16 protein-coding genes are annotated in these 15,488 nt (G+C 70.3%); 15 read left to right on the forward strand and 1 reads right to left on the reverse strand.

All coding sequences use genetic code 11. The features are described 5' to 3' along the window. Positions 1 to 378: 378 nt before the first annotated feature. From ACO07H_RS02675 to ACO07H_RS02745, 15 genes are all read left to right on the forward strand, one after another. Positions 379 to 1,365: a branched-chain amino acid ABC transporter permease gene (locus ACO07H_RS02675; RefSeq protein ID WP_422010841.1), complete on the forward strand. Its 987-nt coding sequence runs from the start codon at positions 379 to 381 to the stop codon at positions 1,363 to 1,365. Then, complete coding sequence (locus ACO07H_RS02680; protein ID WP_422010843.1) at positions 1,362 to 2,444, forward strand: branched-chain amino acid ABC transporter permease; 1,083 nt, start codon at positions 1,362 to 1,364, stop codon at positions 2,442 to 2,444. The genes ACO07H_RS02675 and ACO07H_RS02680 overlap by 4 nt, the downstream gene beginning before the upstream one ends. Beyond that, positions 2,441 to 3,289: an alpha/beta fold hydrolase gene (locus ACO07H_RS02685; RefSeq protein WP_422010845.1), complete on the forward strand. Its 849-nt coding sequence runs from the start codon at positions 2,441 to 2,443 to the stop codon at positions 3,287 to 3,289. The genes ACO07H_RS02680 and ACO07H_RS02685 overlap by 4 nt, the downstream gene beginning before the upstream one ends. A gap of 60 nt (positions 3,290 to 3,349) precedes the next feature. After that, positions 3,350 to 4,120, forward strand: a complete 771-nt coding sequence (locus ACO07H_RS02690; RefSeq protein ID WP_422010847.1) for an ABC transporter ATP-binding protein — start codon at positions 3,350 to 3,352, stop codon at positions 4,118 to 4,120. 455 nt (positions 4,121 to 4,575) lie between these two features. Next, positions 4,576 to 4,800: a hypothetical protein gene (locus ACO07H_RS02695; protein ID WP_422010849.1), complete on the forward strand. Its 225-nt coding sequence runs from the start codon at positions 4,576 to 4,578 to the stop codon at positions 4,798 to 4,800. A gap of 8 nt (positions 4,801 to 4,808) precedes the next feature. Beyond that, positions 4,809 to 5,522 (forward strand): ABC transporter ATP-binding protein, encoded by a 714-nt coding sequence (locus ACO07H_RS02700; protein ID WP_422010851.1) that lies wholly within the window; start codon positions 4,809 to 4,811, stop codon positions 5,520 to 5,522. Positions 5,523 to 5,553: 31 nt separating this feature from the next. Continuing rightward, positions 5,554 to 6,777, forward strand: coding sequence for an ABC transporter substrate-binding protein (locus ACO07H_RS02705; protein ID WP_422010853.1), 1,224 nt, complete (start codon positions 5,554 to 5,556; stop codon positions 6,775 to 6,777). A 126-nt stretch (positions 6,778 to 6,903) separates the two neighbouring features. Beyond that, positions 6,904 to 7,791, forward strand: coding sequence for a branched-chain amino acid ABC transporter permease (locus ACO07H_RS02710; RefSeq protein WP_422010855.1), 888 nt, complete (start codon positions 6,904 to 6,906; stop codon positions 7,789 to 7,791). Further along, the gene (locus tag ACO07H_RS02715) at positions 7,791 to 8,789 is read left to right on the forward strand and encodes a branched-chain amino acid ABC transporter permease (protein ID WP_422010857.1); all 999 of its coding nucleotides are present in this window, start codon (positions 7,791 to 7,793) and stop codon (positions 8,787 to 8,789) included. Before ACO07H_RS02710 ends, ACO07H_RS02715 begins: the two co-directional genes overlap by 1 nt. 121 nt (positions 8,790 to 8,910) lie before the next feature. After that, entirely contained in the window at positions 8,911 to 9,048 is a 138-nt protein-coding gene (locus ACO07H_RS02720; RefSeq protein ID WP_422010859.1) for a hypothetical protein, read from the forward strand. Between the two features lie 120 nt (positions 9,049 to 9,168). Next, positions 9,169 to 10,110 carry a response regulator gene (locus tag ACO07H_RS02725; protein ID WP_422010861.1) on the forward strand — a complete coding sequence of 314 codons (942 nt, stop codon included), beginning with the start codon at positions 9,169 to 9,171 and terminating at the stop codon, positions 10,108 to 10,110. A 95-nt stretch (positions 10,111 to 10,205) separates the two neighbouring features. After that, complete coding sequence (locus tag ACO07H_RS02730) at positions 10,206 to 12,845, forward strand: protein kinase domain-containing protein (protein ID WP_422010863.1); 2,640 nt, start codon at positions 10,206 to 10,208, stop codon at positions 12,843 to 12,845. Positions 12,846 to 12,909: 64 nt separating this feature from the next. After that, positions 12,910 to 13,344, forward strand: a complete 435-nt coding sequence (locus ACO07H_RS02735) for a hypothetical protein (RefSeq protein WP_422010865.1) — start codon at positions 12,910 to 12,912, stop codon at positions 13,342 to 13,344. Next, the gene (locus tag ACO07H_RS02740; RefSeq protein WP_422010867.1) at positions 13,341 to 14,246 is read left to right on the forward strand and encodes a DUF2145 domain-containing protein; all 906 of its coding nucleotides are present in this window, start codon (positions 13,341 to 13,343) and stop codon (positions 14,244 to 14,246) included. Before ACO07H_RS02735 ends, ACO07H_RS02740 begins: the two co-directional genes overlap by 4 nt. 8 nt (positions 14,247 to 14,254) lie before the next feature. Continuing rightward, complete coding sequence (locus ACO07H_RS02745; RefSeq protein WP_422010868.1) at positions 14,255 to 14,710, forward strand: hypothetical protein; 456 nt, start codon at positions 14,255 to 14,257, stop codon at positions 14,708 to 14,710. Here ACO07H_RS02745 and ACO07H_RS02750 read toward each other — a convergent pair. Further along, positions 14,707 to 15,411: a glutathione S-transferase N-terminal domain-containing protein gene (locus tag ACO07H_RS02750; RefSeq protein ID WP_422010870.1), complete on the reverse strand. Its 705-nt coding sequence runs from the start codon at positions 15,409 to 15,411 to the stop codon at positions 14,707 to 14,709. The genes ACO07H_RS02745 and ACO07H_RS02750 overlap by 4 nt on opposite strands. Positions 15,412 to 15,488 lie beyond the last annotated feature (77 nt).

Here is a 15,488-nt window from a genome sequence, read left to right on the forward strand (position 1 = left end):
GCCGCGACGGTTCGTTGCTCTGCGTAGGTTGGGGTGAGCACAGCGAACCCCAACGCCGCCTGCATCAACCCCGGTGGCGTCGCCCCAGCGACGCGGTATTTGCATGTCCTGGTGAGCACGGCGTGCAGCCGCGCGTTAGGCGGCTTGAAGCGGGCGCCATCGTGCTCGTCACAAGGACAGCAGCGAGAGCGCAGCGGGTCGCGTCTTCCCTGAACGCAAGTGCTCGTTTTCGCGCGCCGCTCTTCGCGGCGCCCCGCTCGCTTGCGGTTCAGCGCCTCTTCTTTGGTGACTTTCTTCTGGCGCCGCAGAAGAAAGTTACCGCGCCGCCGGGCGCGCATCCCGGCACGTCACTCGCCAGCCTCAAGAAGTAGCGAGCCCATGAAACTCGACCCCAGACCCCTCGCTCTCCTGGCCACCATCATGCTGCTCGCACTGCCACTCACCGGCAGCCCCAGCACCTGGCTGAACCTGACGCTGGCCGGCATCGCCATGGGCCTGATCATCTTCGTCATCGCGTCCGGCCTCACGCTGGTGTTCGGCCTGATGGACGTGCTGAACTTCGGCCACGGCGTGTTCATCGCGCTGGGTGCCTTCATGGCGACCACCGTGCTCGCGGCCCTCGCGCCGTGGGTTGCCGCCCCAGACGTCGCCGCCAACCTCGCCGCACTCGCCGCCGCCTGCCTCGCCGGCATGGCCATCGCGGCCGCCGTCGGGGTCGTCTTCGAACGCGTGCTGGTCAGGCCCGTCTACGGCCAGCACCTGAAGCAGATCCTCATCACGATGGGCGGCATGATCATCGGCGAGGAACTCATCAAGGCCAGCTGGGGCGCGCAGCTGATCCCGCTGCCCATGCCCGAGACGCTGCGCGGCATCTTCCTGTGGGACGCGTTCGGGGCCGACGTGGCAGTGGAGAAGTTCCGCATGCTGTCCATGGTCATCGGCATCGCCGTGCTCGTCACGCTGCTGCTCGTGCTCAACCGCACCAAGCTCGGCCTGCTGATCCGCGCCGGCGTGCAGGACCGCGAGATGGTCGAGGCGCTGGGCTACCGCATCCGGCGGCTGTTCGTCGGCGTGTTCGTCGCCGGCGCCGCGCTGGCAGGCCTGGGTGGCGTGCTGTGGGGCCTGGTGCAGCAGGGCGTCACGGCGCAGATCGGCTCGCACGTGAACCTGCTGCTCTTCATCGTCATCATCATCGGCGGCCTGGGCTCCACGGTGGGCTGCCTGGTGGGCGCGCTGCTGGTGGGGCTGGTGGCCAACTACGCGGGCTTCCTGGCCCCGAAGGCAGCCCTCTTCTCCAACATCGGGCTGATGGTCGCCGTCCTGCTCTGGCGGCCCCAGGGCCTCTACCCGGTGGGCGCCAAATGATCCGCACGCTGCTCTCCCACGACCTGCCGCGCAGCCGCATCCTCGGCGGTCTGCTCATCGCCTGCTTCGTCGGCTTGGCGGGCGCCCCCTTCGTCTTCCCCGGCACGCAGGCACTCAACGTCGCGGCCAAGATCCTGGTGTTCATCCTGTTGGTCGCCAGCTACGACCTGCTGCTGGGCTACACCGGCATCGTCAGCTTCGCGCACACGATGTTCGTCGGCATCGGCGCCTACGGCATCGCCATCGCGTCGACGCGACTCGGCGCGGACTGGGGCTCGCTCGCCCTCGGCTTCGTCGCCGCGCTCGCGCTCAGCGCCGTGCTGGCGCTGGCCATGGGCCTGGCCAGCCTGCGCGTGAAGGCCATCTTCTTCGCGATGATCACGCTGGCCGTGGCGTCGGCCTTCATGACGCTGTGCTCGCAGCTCAGCGACTTCACCGGTGGCGAGGACGGCCTGAACTTCCAGCTGCCTTCAGTGCTGCGGCCGTCGACGGAGTTCCTGGAGGAGCCGGTGCTGGGCGTCATGCTCGACGGCCGGCTGCTGACCTACTACGGGCTGTTCGTCGCCGTCACCGCGTTGATCCTGCTGCTGCTGCGCATCGTCAACTCGCCCTTCGGCCGCGTGCTGCAGGCCATCCGCGAGAACGAGTTCCGCGCCGAGGCCATCGGCTACCGGCCCGTCGTCTACCGCACCGGCGCCAACGTCATCGCGGCGCTGCTGGCCTGCTGCGGCGGCGCGCTGCTGGCGCTGTGGCTGCGTTACACGGGCCCGGAGACGGCCATGAGCATGGAGATCATGCTGGACCTGCTGCTCATCGTCGTCATCGGCGGCATGGGCACGGTCTACGGCGCCGTCATCGGCAGCGTGCTGTTCATCGTCGCGCAGAACTACCTGCAGGCGCTGCTCAAGGCTGCGGGTTCGCTGGTGGAGGGCGTGCCCGTGCTGGGCACGCTGGTCGCGCCGGACCGCTGGCTGCTGTGGCTGGGCCTGCTGTTCGTGCTGGCGGTCTACCACTTCCCCGGCGGCGTCGTCGGGCGACTGCGGCTGGCCGCGTGGGCGCGCGCAAGGAAGAGGGCATGACGATGCGCTCGCGCTACCTGACCTGCCTGGGCCGCGAACTGCACGTCACCGAGTGGGGCGACGAGCGTGCGCCGGCCGTCATCGCATGGCATGGCCTGGCGCGCAGCGGCCGTGATTTCGACGACTTCGCCGCCGCCCTCAGCCCTCGCTGGCGCGTCATCTGCCCGGACACGCTGGGCCGCGGCCTGTCGCAATGGGCCGTGGAACCGGCGCTGGAGTACTGCCTGGACTTCTACGTCCAGCAAGCCGAGTCACTGCTGGACCAGCTCGGCCTGCACAAGGTGCACTGGGTGGGCACGTCCATGGGCGGCGCCATCGGCACGCTGGGCGCCGCCACGCGGCTGCGCGGCCGCATCCGCCGGCTGGTGCTGAACGACAACGGGCCCGAGCTGGCGGCACCGGCGCTGGCTCGCATCAAGACCTATGCCGGCCAGCCGCCCAGCTTTGCGACGGTCAGCGAGCTTGAAACCTATTTCCGCGACATCTACGCCAGCTTTGGTCACCTGAGTGACAGCCAGTGGCGCCACCTCACCGAAACCTCGCTGCGCCGCCTGCCCGATGGCCGCGTGACCCCGCACTACGACCCGGCGATGGCGGACCAGTTCGACCACCATCCCGACGACTATGTGCTGTGGGATGCCTGGGACGCGCTCGACCTGCCGGTGCTGTGCCTGCGCGGCGAGGACTCCACGCTGCTGACGGCCGAGACCGCCCAGGCCATGCGCGAGCGCGGCCCGCGCGCGGCGGTTGCGCTCATCCCCGGCTGCGGCCACGCCCCGGCGTTGAACACGCCGGAGCAGATCGGGCTCATCGAGCGGTTCATCGCCGCCGATCGAACCCCGTGAATGCCCGTAAGCCACCGTCAGGTTTCAAGGCCTAGAGTCGCCCACCTAACCCGGACCTCCATGAGCGAATTCATCCTCGAGACCCAGGATCTGACCAAGGAGTTCAAAGGCTTCACCGCCGTGGACTCGGTCCACCTGCAGGTGCGGCGCAGCCACATCCACGCGCTGCTGGGCCCCAACGGTGCGGGCAAGACGACCTGCTTCAACCTGCTGACCAAGTTCCTGACGCCGACGCGCGGCCGCATCGTCTTCGCGGGCGCCGACATCACCGGTGAATCGTCCGCGCAGATCGCCCGCCGCGGTGTCATCCGCAGCTTCCAGATCTCGGCCGTGTTCCCGCACCTCACCGTGCTGGAGAACGTGCGCATCGGCCTGCAGCGCTTCACCGGCACGAGCTTTCATTTCTGGAAGGGGCTGACGGGGCTGAAGACGCTGGACGCGAAGGTGCTGTCGCTGCTGGAGCTGGTGGACCTGCGCGACATGGCCCACCTGAAGGCCGCCGACCTGCCCTATGGCCGCAAGCGCGCACTGGAGATCGCCACGACCATGGCCATGGAGCCGCAGCTGATGCTGCTGGACGAGCCCACGCAGGGCATGGGGCACGAGGACGTGGACCGCGTGACGGCGCTCATCAAGCGCGTGGCCGAGGGGCGCACGGTGTTGATGGTGGAGCACAACATGAAGGTGGTGGCCAGCATCGCGGACCGCATCACGGTGCTGGCGCGTGGTGCGGTTTTGGCGGAAGGGGATTACGCGACGGTGTCCAGGCATCCGGCGGTGTTGGAGGCTTACATGGGCACTGAGGCGACTGAGTTGGTGGGGGCGCATTGAACATGTCTGTGCGCTCGGTACTGCTGGTTGGTGGCGAATGTGGTGCCGGGAGTCCCGCCCGGCGGCGGGGTAACTTTCTTCTGCGGGGCCAGAAGAAAGTCACCAAAGAAGAGGCCCTGAACCGCACACCAGCACCACATGCACGAGCTGCGCCGTGCAACAGCCACTCGGTAGGTGGGCAGACGCGAACCGCTGCGCTCTCGCTGCTGTCCTTGTCACCAACATCACCCATCGCTGCTTTAGCCCGCCTAACGCGCGGCTGCACGCCGGGCTCACGAGAAAGACCGAAGACAGCGTCGCTCGGGCGACGCGACGTCTCGTTGCTCCTCGTAGGTTGGGGTGAGTACAGCGAACCCCAACACCCAGCCAAGCCCCTGTGGCGTCGCCCCAGCGACGCGGTATTCCCTGATGAGTTCGGCGTGCAGCCGACGTTAGGCGGCGTGAAGAGGCGCGTCATGGCGCTCGTCACAAGGACAGCAGCGAGAGCGCAGCGGCTCGCGTCTGCCCTCAATACCACCGCAAGTTTTCGCGCGCCGTTGGTGGCGGCGTTGCCATCGAGTGCGGTTCAGGGCCTCTTCTTTGGTGACTTTCTTCTGGCCCCGCAGAAGAAAGTTACCGCGCCGCCGGGCGCGCATCCCGGCACGACACTCACCCAAAACCAGAAGTACCGAGCCATCTGATCAACCCCATGGCCACCCCCGCGCTCGAAATTCAAAACCTCCACGCCTGGTACGGCGAAAGCCACATCCTGCATGGCATCAACCTGAGCGTGCAGCCCGGCCAGGTCGTCACGCTGCTGGGCCGCAACGGCGCCGGCCGCACCACCACGCTGCGCGCCATCATGGGCCTGACCGGCGCGCGCAAGGGCTCCATCAAGGTCCACGGCGACGAGACCATCGGCCTGTCCACGCACCGCATCGCCAACCTCGGCATCGGCTACTGCCCCGAAGAGCGCGGCATCTTCGCGAGCCTGACCACCGAAGAGAACCTGCGCCTGCCGCCGCTGCTCAAGGCCAGGCGCGGCAAGGCGATGTCCGAGACCGAGATCTACGCGATGTTCCCCAACCTCGCGGAGCGGCGCAGCAGCCCCGGCACGCGGCTGTCGGGGGGCGAGCAGCAGATGCTGGCCGTCGCGCGCATCCTGCGCACCGGCGCCGACATCCTGTTGCTGGACGAGATTTCAGAAGGCCTCGCGCCCGTCATCGTCCAGGCCCTGGCGCGCATGATCCGCACGCTCAAGGGCCAGGGCTTCACCATCGTCATGGTGGAGCAGAACTTCCGCTTCGCCGCCCCCTTGGCCGACCACTTCATCGTCATCGAGCACGGCGAAGTGGTGCTGTCCTTCCCCGCCGCCGAGCTGGCCAGCCACCAGGCCCAGATGGACGAACTGCTCAGCGTTTGAACCGACGACCCCCACCCAGGAGACAACACCCATGAAAACCGCAGGTTTCACCCAAGCCACTCGCACCACCCTCGCCACCGCGGCGCTCGCCGCCTGCAGCCTCGGCGCCCAGGCCCAGATCTCGGGCGACGTCATCAAGATCGGCCTGCTGACCGACATGTCCAGCGTGTATGCGGACATCGACGGCGCCGGCGGCGTCGAGGCCATCCGCATGGCCATCGCCGACATGAAGGGCTCCATCGCCGGCAAGAAGATCGAGTTCATCTTCGCCGACCACCAGAACAAGGCCGACGTCGCCTCCGCCAAGGCGCGCGAGTGGATCGACACGCAAGGGCTGGACCTGCTCGTCGGCGGCACCAACTCCGGCGCCAACCTGGCCATGGCCACGGTCGCCGCCGAGAAGAAGAAGCCCTTCATCTCCATCGGCGCCGGCAGCTCCGCGCTGACCGGGGCGAACTGCACGCCCTACACCATCCACTACGCCTACGACACGGTGGCCCTGGCCAACGGCACGGGCGGCGCGGTGACTAAGGCGGGCGGCAAGAGCTGGTACTTCCTGACCGCCGACTACGCCTTCGGCCAGGCCCTGCAGGCCGACACCACGGCGGTCGTGCAGAAGAACGGCGGCACGGTCAAGGGCAGCGTCAAGCACCCGCTGAACGCGAACGACTTCTCCAGCTTCCTGCTGCAGGCGCAAAGCTCGGGCGCGCAGATCCTGGGCCTGGCCAATGCCGGCGGCGACACCATCAACTCCATCAAGGCCGCCAACGAGTTCGGCATCACCAAGGGCATGAAGCTCGCCGGCCTGCTGATGTTCATCAACGACATCCACTCGCTGGGCCTGAAGACCACCGAGGGCATGTACCTGACCGACTCCTGGTACTGGAACCAGAGCCCCGAGGCGCGCGCCTGGAGCCGCCGCTTCTTCGAGAAGATGAAGCGCATGCCGTCGTCGCTGCAGGCGGCCGACTACTCCGCGGTCACGCACTACCTGAAGGCCGTCGAGGCGATCAAGAGCGACGACGCCGACAAGGTCATGGCCAAGATGAAGGACACGCCCATCAACGACTTCTACACCAAGGGCACCATCCGCAAGGAAGACGGCCGCGGCATCCACGACATGTTCCTGCTGCAGGTCAAGTCGCCCAAGGAGTCCACCGAACCCTGGGACTACTTCAAGGTCGTGACCCGCATCCCGGGCGAGGAGGCGTACACCAAGCTGGCCGACAGCAAGTGCCCGCTCGTCAAGAAGTAAACATGAGCCCCTCGCTCAGTCCCCCGAGGGGACGCCGATCAATGCCGGTATGGGCCGGCATCGACATCGGCCCTGGCCGCCCTTGGCAGCGGCCCGGCGGGCGTCCAGGGTCTGAACTTCACTGCCATGACTGAAATCTTCGGTATTCCCCTGCCGGCCCTGCTGGGCCAGCTGCTGCTGGGCCTGGTCAACGGCTCGTTCTACGCGATGCTGTCGCTGGGCCTGGCGGTCATCTTCGGCATGCTCAACATCATCAACTTCGCCCACGGGGCGCTGTACATGATGGGGGCCTTCTTCGCCTGGATGGGGCTGGAATACCTGGGCCTGAACTACTGGGTCATGCTCGGTCTCGCGCCACTCGCCGTGGGCCTCATCGGCATCGTCATCGAGCGCACGATGCTGCAGTGGCTCTACAAGCTGGACCACCTCTACGGCCTGCTGCTGACCTTCGGCATCACGCTGGTCATCGAGGGCGTGTTCCGCAGCTTCTACGGCGTGTCGGGCCAGCCCTACCAGGTGCCCGACCAGCTCGCCGGCGCCACCAACCTGGGCTTCATGATCCTGCCCAACTACCGCGCCTGGGTGGTGGTCGCGTCGCTGGTGGTGTGCTTCGCCGTGTGGGCGCTGATCGAGAAGACGTCGCTGGGCGCCAAGCTGCGCGCCGGCACCGAGAACCCCAAGCTCGTGCAGGCCTTCGGCATCAACGTCCCCGCCATGGTGACGCTGACCTATGCCGGCGGCGTGGCGCTGGCCGCCTTCGCCGGCGTGCTGGCCGCCCCCATCCTGCAGGTGTCGGCGCTGATGGGCAGCAACCTCATCATCGTGGTGTTCGCGGTGGTCGTCATCGGCGGCATGGGCTCCATCCTCGGCTCCATCCTGACCGGCCTGGGCCTGGGCCTCATCGAGGGGCTGACCAAGGTGGTCTATCCCGAGGCGTCCAACACGGTCGTCTTTGTCGTCATGGCCATCGTGCTCCTGGTTCGCCCGGCCGGCTTGTTCGGAAAAGAGAAGTGATGAACAAGAAGCTCATCGCGAACAAGTCTCTGGCGTACGCCGCGCTGTTCTTCGGCATCGCGCTGCTGCCCACGCTGGGTGCCTACCCCGTGTTCGTCATGAAGGTGCTGTGCTACGCGATGTTCGCCTGCGCCTTCAACCTGCTGATCGGCTTCACCGGCCTGCTGTCGTTCGGCCACGCCGCCTTCCTGGGCACGGCCGGCTACGTCTGCGGCCACGCGCTGAAGGTGTGGGGCGTGCCCACGCCGGTGGGCCTGCTGCTGGGCATGGGCGGCGCGGCCGTCGTGGGGCTGCTGTTCGGGCTGCTGGCCATCCGCCGGTCGGGCATCTACTTCTCGATGATCACGCTGGCGCTGGCGCAGATGCTGTACTTCTACTTCCTGCAGGCGCCGTTCACCGGCGGGGAGGACGGCCTGCAGTCCGTGCCGCGCGGCCACTTCCTCGGCCTGGATCTGGCCAGCGACACGACGCTGTTCTACGTCGTGCTGGGCATCTTCATCGCCGCGTTCTGGCTGATCTACCGCATCGTGCACTCGCCCTTCGGCCAGGTGCTGACGTCCATCCGCGAGAACGAGGCCCGCGCCACGTCGCTGGGCTACGACACGGCGCGCTTCAAGCTGCTGGCCTTCGTGCTGTCGGCCGCGCTCGCCGGCCTGGCCGGCGCCACCAAGACGCTGGTGCTGGGCTTCGCCACGCTGACCGACGCGATCTGGACCACCTCCGGCCTGGTCATCCTCATGACGCTGGTGGGCGGCATGGGCACGCTGGTGGGGCCGATGGTGGGCGCGCTGGTCATCATCGCGTTGGAGAACAAGATCGGCGACCTGGGCAACCTGCTGGCCGACCTGACCGGCATCGCCTGGTTTGGCGGCCTGGGCGAATCGGTCAGCCTCGTCACCGGGCTGATCTTCATCGTCTGCGTGCTGGCGTTCAGGCGCGGCCTGGTCGGCGAGACGGTGGCGTTGTGGGAGCGCTGGACGTCGAAGCGCCCCGCCTGAGCCGCAAAACAGCGGCGTCACCCGGCCCGCTCACAATCGGCAACACACTGGGGCCGAGCGGGCAGCATTCACCACCGGGTTAGGGAGCGCGCAACGGCGTCTTCTGGCCGAACATGCGGCCATGTTCAGGTCGGCCCGTTCCCGCTTCGCGATCACCCTCGGGGTGTCGGTGCTGGCCTTCGTGCTGTCGCTGGTGGACCCGGCCGACGCCGACCTCGACACCGGCGTCACGCCCACCACCCCGCTGCTGCGGCGCTGAAAACACGCGGCAGCAGCCAAGTCCTGCGCAGCCCGCACGGCCCAGCGCATGCCACCGGGCTCGGGGGGCGCGACTTTTAGGTACGCTGGCGGTTGTTGCAGACCCCGCGCGGCATGCGCCGTGAGCCCCTTGAAGCCCGACTCCCTCCTGCTCTCGCTGCTGGCCGCCGTGCTGGTTCTCGTGGCCGTCGGCCTCGTGTGGCTGGGCCGGCGGCGCCAGCAGCGCGCCCGCGACGAGGCCGCCCGCCGCGAGGCGCAGAACCTGGCCGTCGCCAAGGCGCACTACGCCGCGCGCGCCCAGCAGGTGGCCGCCGACACCGCGGCCCAGGCCGCCCAGGAGGCCGAGGCCCGCCGCCAGGCCACGCTGGCCGCCCGCGAACAGGCCGAGCGCGACGCACAGGCGCGGCAACAGAGCGACCGCCTGGCCCGCGAGGCCGCCGAGGCCGAGCGCCGTGCCGCCGAGGCCCGTGAGGCGGCGCGCGAACAGGCCCAGCGCGAGGAGCTGATTCGCCAGGAAAGCGAACGCCTGGCACGCCAGGCGAGGGAGGCGCAGGAGGCCGAGGCGCGGCGGGCCGCTGAGGCCGCCGAAACCGCCCAGGCCGAGCGCGACGAGAGGGCCCGCCGGGCCGCCGAACAGCAGGCGCAAGAACCGGCGCATGAAGCCCCCACCCGCGAGCTGCGTGCCGACGAGACGCTGGTGCTCGTCGCCGACGATTCCAAGATCGTGCGCGTGAAGATCAGCCGGCTGCTGGCCAGCCAAGGCTATCGCGTTGCGCTGGCCGACAGCGGCGAGCACGCGCTGGCGCAGATGGCCGCCGAACGACCGCACCTGCTCATCACCGACGTCGAGATGCCCGGCATCGACGGCTTCGAGCTGACGCGCCGGGTGCGCGCCGCGGCGGACACCGCCGCGCTGCCCGTCGTCATGATCACGTCCTCCGACGACAAGCAGGACGAGGCGGCCGCCGCCGGCGTCACGCAGCTGCTCGGCAAACCCTATCCGGAAGAAGCACTGATCGCGGCCATCGAACGCGCCCGCGTCGCGGTCCGCGTGCCGGCCTGAGTCACGCCGCGGGCGGCGGCAGCACCGGCAACGCCCTGACCGGCATCGGCACTCGCCCCATGGGCAGCGGCCGCGGTGCGCCGCACACTGCCGCCATGACGCCGACCGACTGGGAACAGATCCGCCAGCTCTTCGACGCCGCGCTTTCACTGCCGCCCGCGCAGCGCGAGCCGCACGTGCGAGCCAGCGGCGCGCCGTCGCAGGTGCAGCGCGAGGTGCTGTCGCTGCTGGCACACGCCACCGAGCACAGCGGCGGTGCGCCGGCATTCCTGCAGTCGCCCGCGCCGCTGGACGACGGGGCCGCCCCGGTACGCCGCGCGCGTCCCGGCCTGCGCCTGAACGGCTGGACGCTGGAGTCGCTGCTGGGCGCCGGTGGCATGGGCGAGGTCTGGCTGGCGCGGCGCAGCGACGGCGCCTACGACGGCGAGGCCGCCATCAAGCTGCTCAAGCCCGGCATGGACTCCGCCGCCGTGCTGCGGCGCTTCGCCCAGGAGCGACAGGCGCTGGCGCGGCTGGACCACCCCCACATCGCGCGGCTGTTCGACGCGGGCCTGGACGCCGAGGGCTGCCCCTTCGTCGTCATGGAGCGCGTGCAGGGCCGCAGCCTGGACGCCGCCTGCGCGGGGCTGCCGCTGGAGGCCCGGCTGGCGCTGTTCCTGCAGCTGGCCGACGCCGTTGCCCATGCGCACCGGCACCTGCTGGTGCACCGCGACCTCAAGCCCGGCAATGTGATGGTGACCGAGCAAGGCCAGGTCAAGCTGCTGGACTTCGGCATCGCCAAGGCGCTGGACCCGCTGGAATCCACCGATCTGGACCGCAGCCAGGTCGGCGAGCGGCCGCTGACACCCGGCTACGCCAGCCCCGAGCAACTGCGCGGCGAGCCCGTCTCCACGGCCACCGACGTGTACTCGCTGGGTGTGCTGCTGTACCTGCTGCTCACCGGGCGCCGGCCCTACGGCCGCGACGCCACCGACGCCGCGGCCATGGCCCGCGCCGCGCTCAACGAGGCGCCGTCGCTGCCGTCCAGCCTGCCCAGCCCCGGGCCGCAGGACCCCGCCTGGCCGGCGCTGCGCGAGCGGCTCAAGGGCGACCTGGACAACATGCTGCTGAAGGCGCTGGAGAAGGACCCCGCGCGCCGCTACGCCACGGTGGACCAGTTCGCCGCGGACCTGCGCGCCTTCCTGCAGGGCCGGCCGGTCAGCGCCCGGCCGCAGACGATGGCCTACCTGATGGCGCGCTTCGTCAGCCGCAACCGCCTCGCCGTGGCGCTGGCGTGCGTGGCGCTGCTGAGCCTGGTGGGCGGCCTGGCGGGCACGCTGTGGCAGATGCGCGTCGCGCAGCAGGCGCAGGCGCGAGCCGAGCACCGGTTCGCGCAGCTGCGCGAGCTGTCGCGGCAGATGGTGTTCCGCTACCACGACGACATCGCCGAGCTGCCCGGCAGCCTGGCCACGCGCGAGGCCTTGCTGAAGGACGCGCTGGGCTACCTCGACGGCCTCGCCGACGAGCTGGGCCCCGAGCTGCACCGCAACCCGCGGCTGGCGCAGGAGCTGGCCGAGAGCTATTCGCGCATCGCCTCGCTGCAGGGCGACGGCTTCTCGCCGAGCCAGGAACAGCTGGACGCCTCGCAGCGCAACGTCGACAAGGCGATCGCCCTGCAGGCCCACTACATCGACGCGCTGGCGCAGGACGGCGACGCGCTGCGCATCGCGGCCGAGATGTACCAGGGCCGCGCCATGCTCGCCAGCCGCGGCGGGCGGCTGGCGGACAGCGTGCAGGCGCTGCAGCAGGCGCGCCGGCTCAACGAGCGCGCGCTCGCGCTGCAGCCCGACGACGCCAAGACCATGGCCGCCGTCGCGACCATCGTGGGACGCATCGGCCTGCAGCAGGGCGGCAGCCCGTCGCAGCCCCAGCTCGGTGACCTGGCCGCGGCGGGCCAGACGATCGCGCAGGCCGTGGCGCTGTTCGACACGCTGCGCGCGCGCCTGCCCGACCAGGCCGAGCTGATCCACGAGGCCGCCTGGGCCCACCAGTTGCTGGCCAACTGGGCGCTGCTGAGCGGCGACGCGGACGTCGCGCGCCGCGAGGCCGACCTGATGCTGGCGCTGCGCGACGCCGCGCTGCGGCTGCAGCCCGAGAACGGCAACCTGCGTTACCAGCGTGCGCTCGCGCTGGCGGCGGCCGGCCGCATCCACGGCGAGCTGGGCGATGCGGCGCGCGGCCTGCAGCTGTTCGACGACAGCTTCGCCGCGCTGGGCGAGGAGCTGAAGCGCGACGGCCGCAACCAGGCCGCGCGCCGCGATCTCGTGCTGCTGCGCTTCACCCGCGCCCGGCTGGCCTGGCAGCACAGCCGGTCCACGCCGGATGCCAAGGCCTTGCGCGACGCGCTGGCGGCCATGCCGGCGGCCGCGGCGCTGGCCGGCGACTTCTACCTCAGCCGCTGGCGCGCCGACGCCGCCTGGTGGGTGGGCGAGTCCAGCGGCAGCGCGGACGAGAAGCTCGCCCGTGCGCAGGAAGCCGAGGCGCTGATGCGCGCCACGCCCGACCAGCCGGAGAACGCCAGCCGCCGCTGGATGCTGGCGCAGGCGCTCGGGCTGCAGGCCGACGCCCACGCGCAGCGGGGCGACACCGCCCGGGCGCGCACGCTGGCCCGCCAGGCGCTGGCGCTGTGGCAGCCCGGGGCACCGGCGCTGTACCGCAAGGAAGCCGCGCGCACGCAGGCGCTGGCCACGGAGTGAAGTCCGCGACGGGCGACGGCTGGCGCGCTATCGTTGCGCGTCTCCTTCATCCATGAAGTCCACGATGCGCCGTCTTCTCCTCCTCGCCAGCCTGACGCTGGCCGCCGCTGCCGCGCAGGCCGATTCCTTCGTGTCCTCCGCTGCCGGCGCGGGCTCGGCGTCGATTGGCAGCGTGTCCGACTCCTTCAAGGCCTCGTCCGGCAGCAGCAGCCACGGCGGCGACCGCCGCGCCGAAGGCCGCTACCGCGTGACGGACGTGGCGCAAGCTGAAGCCGGCAAGCTGCGCCTGACGCTGGCACGCGAAGGCACCGAGCCCGTCGAGCTGACGCTGCCCCAGGCCGCGCTGACCGCGCGCGCCGTGCGCGTCGGCGACGAGGTGCAGGCCACGCCGCAGCCCTACGGCGTTGCGTTCGCCCACGCCGACACCGGCCAAGCCTTCTTCCTCGTGCTCGAAGACGCCTGGGCGCGCGAGATGGCCGCGCGCGTCGTCACGCCTTGATCCGAACGCTGCTGGCCGTCTCGATGGCCGTCGCCGCCAGCGCGGCGCAGGCCGGCTCGCCCCCGTCCTCGCCACCCCGCGGCTGCGACCGCGCGCAGGACATCACCGCCACGCAGCAGGACCGGCTGCTGCGCTTCGCCGCCGTCGTGCGCGAGGCGTTGGCCGCGTCGGGCGCCACCGCCGCGCTGATCTCGCGCTCGGGCACCGACCTGTCGCGCTTCGGCCTGCGCTACTCGCACGCCGGCATCGCGCTGGCCACCGGGCTGGCCGACGGCCGAGACATGCCCTGGGCCGTGCGCCAGCTGTACTACGCCTGCGCCGAAGGCGCGCCACGGCTGTTCGACCAGGGCCTGGCCGGCTTCATCTCCGGCAGCGACGACGCCCGCGTCGGCTACGTGAGCCTGCTGCTGCTGCCGCCCGAAGCCGCGACGCCGCTGGCCGCCGCGGCGCTGGACAAGCCCTTGGCGCTGGGCCTGCTGAACGCGCGCTACAGCGCCAACGCCTACCCGTTCAGCACCGCGTACCAGAACTGCAACCAGTGGGTGGCCGAGCTGATCGCCGCCGCCGCCGCCGGCACGCGCACCCGTGCCGACGCCCAGGCCTGGCTGCAGGCCCAGGGCTATGCACCCGAGCCAGTGCAGGCGTCGGCATGGCTGATGCTGGCGGGCCGCTTCGTGCCCTGGCTGCATTTCAACGACCACCCGCCCGCGCTGCTCGACGCCGGCCGCGTGCAGACCAGCCTGCCCGACAGCCTGGAAGCCTTCACGCAGCAGCGCTGGCCGGCCGCGCGCCGCATCGAGCTTTGCCACGGCCCGCAAGGCATCGTCATGCGCGAGGGCGGTGGGCCGCTGGCGGCCGGCTGCGTGCCGCAGGACGGCGACCGCGTCACCGCATGGCAATGAGGCCGCTGATGCCCGACACCACCGCCCGCCAGGTCGCCGACTTCATCGCCCGCTACACGCCGGCGATGGCCGACGCGATCACCGCCTGCCGGCGCAAGCTGTGCGCGCGCGTGCCGCGCGGCTTCGAGCTGGTCTACGACAACTACAACGCGCTGGCCGTCGGCTACGCCTATGCCGACCACGCCGCGGCCAGCCTGGTGTCCATCGCCGGCTACCCGCGCTGGGTGACGCTGTTCTTCCTGTACGGCAAGGACCTGCCCGACCCCGACGGCCTGTTGCAGGGCCAGGGCGCGCGCGTGCGCAGCATCCGGCTCGCCTCGCCCGACGACCTGGACAAGCCCGCCGTGCGCCGGCTGCTGGAGCTGGCGCTCGCGCCGCACGAGGCGGACTTCGCCGCCGCGCCGCCACTGGCCACCGTCGTCAAGGCCGTGTCGGCCAAGCGGCGCGAGCGGCGCCCGGCCTAGCCGCGCGACGGGATCTGCAGGCCGCGCTGCACGGCCGGCCGGGCGACGAAGGCCTTCAGCACGCGGGCGACTTCCTTGAAGTCGCCAAAGCCGACGAGGTCGCCCGCGCCGTAGAAGCCCACGAGGTTGTTGATCCACGGGAAGGTCGCGATGTCGGCGATGCCGTAGGCGTCGTTGACCAGCCACTCGCGACCCTTCAGGTGCGCATCCAGCACGCCCAGCAGCCGCCTGGACTCGGCCACGTAGCGGTCGCGCGGGCGCTTGTCCTCGTAGTCCTTGCCGGCGAACTTGTGGAAGAAGCCGAGCTGGCCAAACATCGGCCCGACGCCGCCCATCTGGAACATCAGCCACTGCAGCGCCTCGTAGCGCAGCGCCACGTCCGTGGGCAGCAACTGGCCGGTCTTGCCGGCGATGTAGACCAGGATCGCACCGCTCTCGAACAACGCCAGCGGCTTGCCGCCCGGCCCGTCGGGGTCGATGACGGCCGGGATCTTGTTGTTCGGGTTCAGCGACAGGAACTCGGGGCTGAGCTGGTCGTTGGTGGTGAAGCTGACCAGATGCGGCTCGTAGGGCAGGCCGGTCTCCTCCAGCGCGATGGACACCTTGACGCCATTGGGCGTGGGCAGCGAGTAGAGCTGCAGCCTGTCCGGATGCCGGGCGGGCCACTTGGTCGTGATGGGGAACTGGCTGAGGTCGGTCATGGCTTTCGCGTCTCCTGGGCTGGGCTGCGGCACTGTAGGCGCGCCTGCCAAGGGCCTGCTGCGGGCCGGGGATTCCA

The sequence above is a fragment of the Roseateles sp. genome (assembly GCF_965229315.1).
In the GTDB taxonomy this organism is placed as follows: Bacteria; Pseudomonadota; Gammaproteobacteria; order Burkholderiales; family Burkholderiaceae_C; genus Pelomonas.

Excerpts from the sequence above, each read along its gene's own strand:
- ACO07H_RS02675 (WP_422010841.1), top strand. The coding sequence starts at position 379 with ATGAAACTCGACCCCAGACCCCTCGCTCTCCTGGCCACCATCATGCTG.
- ACO07H_RS02680 (WP_422010843.1), top strand. The coding sequence starts at position 1,362 with ATGATCCGCACGCTGCTCTCCCACGACCTGCCGCGCAGCCGCATCCTC.
- ACO07H_RS02685 (WP_422010845.1), top strand. The coding sequence starts at position 2,441 with ATGACGATGCGCTCGCGCTACCTGACCTGCCTGGGCCGCGAACTGCAC.
- ACO07H_RS02690 (WP_422010847.1), top strand. The coding sequence starts at position 3,350 with ATGAGCGAATTCATCCTCGAGACCCAGGATCTGACCAAGGAGTTCAAA.
- ACO07H_RS02695 (WP_422010849.1), top strand. The coding sequence starts at position 4,576 with ATGGCGCTCGTCACAAGGACAGCAGCGAGAGCGCAGCGGCTCGCGTCT.
- ACO07H_RS02700 (WP_422010851.1), top strand. The coding sequence starts at position 4,809 with ATGGCCACCCCCGCGCTCGAAATTCAAAACCTCCACGCCTGGTACGGC.
- ACO07H_RS02705 (WP_422010853.1), top strand. The coding sequence starts at position 5,554 with ATGAAAACCGCAGGTTTCACCCAAGCCACTCGCACCACCCTCGCCACC.
- ACO07H_RS02710 (WP_422010855.1), top strand. The coding sequence starts at position 6,904 with ATGACTGAAATCTTCGGTATTCCCCTGCCGGCCCTGCTGGGCCAGCTG.
- ACO07H_RS02715 (WP_422010857.1), top strand. The coding sequence starts at position 7,791 with ATGAACAAGAAGCTCATCGCGAACAAGTCTCTGGCGTACGCCGCGCTG.
- ACO07H_RS02720 (WP_422010859.1), top strand. The coding sequence starts at position 8,911 with ATGTTCAGGTCGGCCCGTTCCCGCTTCGCGATCACCCTCGGGGTGTCG.
- ACO07H_RS02730 (WP_422010863.1), top strand. The coding sequence starts at position 10,206 with ATGACGCCGACCGACTGGGAACAGATCCGCCAGCTCTTCGACGCCGCG.
- ACO07H_RS02735 (WP_422010865.1), top strand. The coding sequence starts at position 12,910 with ATGCGCCGTCTTCTCCTCCTCGCCAGCCTGACGCTGGCCGCCGCTGCC.
- ACO07H_RS02745 (WP_422010868.1), top strand. The coding sequence starts at position 14,255 with ATGCCCGACACCACCGCCCGCCAGGTCGCCGACTTCATCGCCCGCTAC.
- ACO07H_RS02750 (WP_422010870.1), bottom strand. The coding sequence starts at position 15,411 with ATGACCGACCTCAGCCAGTTCCCCATCACGACCAAGTGGCCCGCCCGG.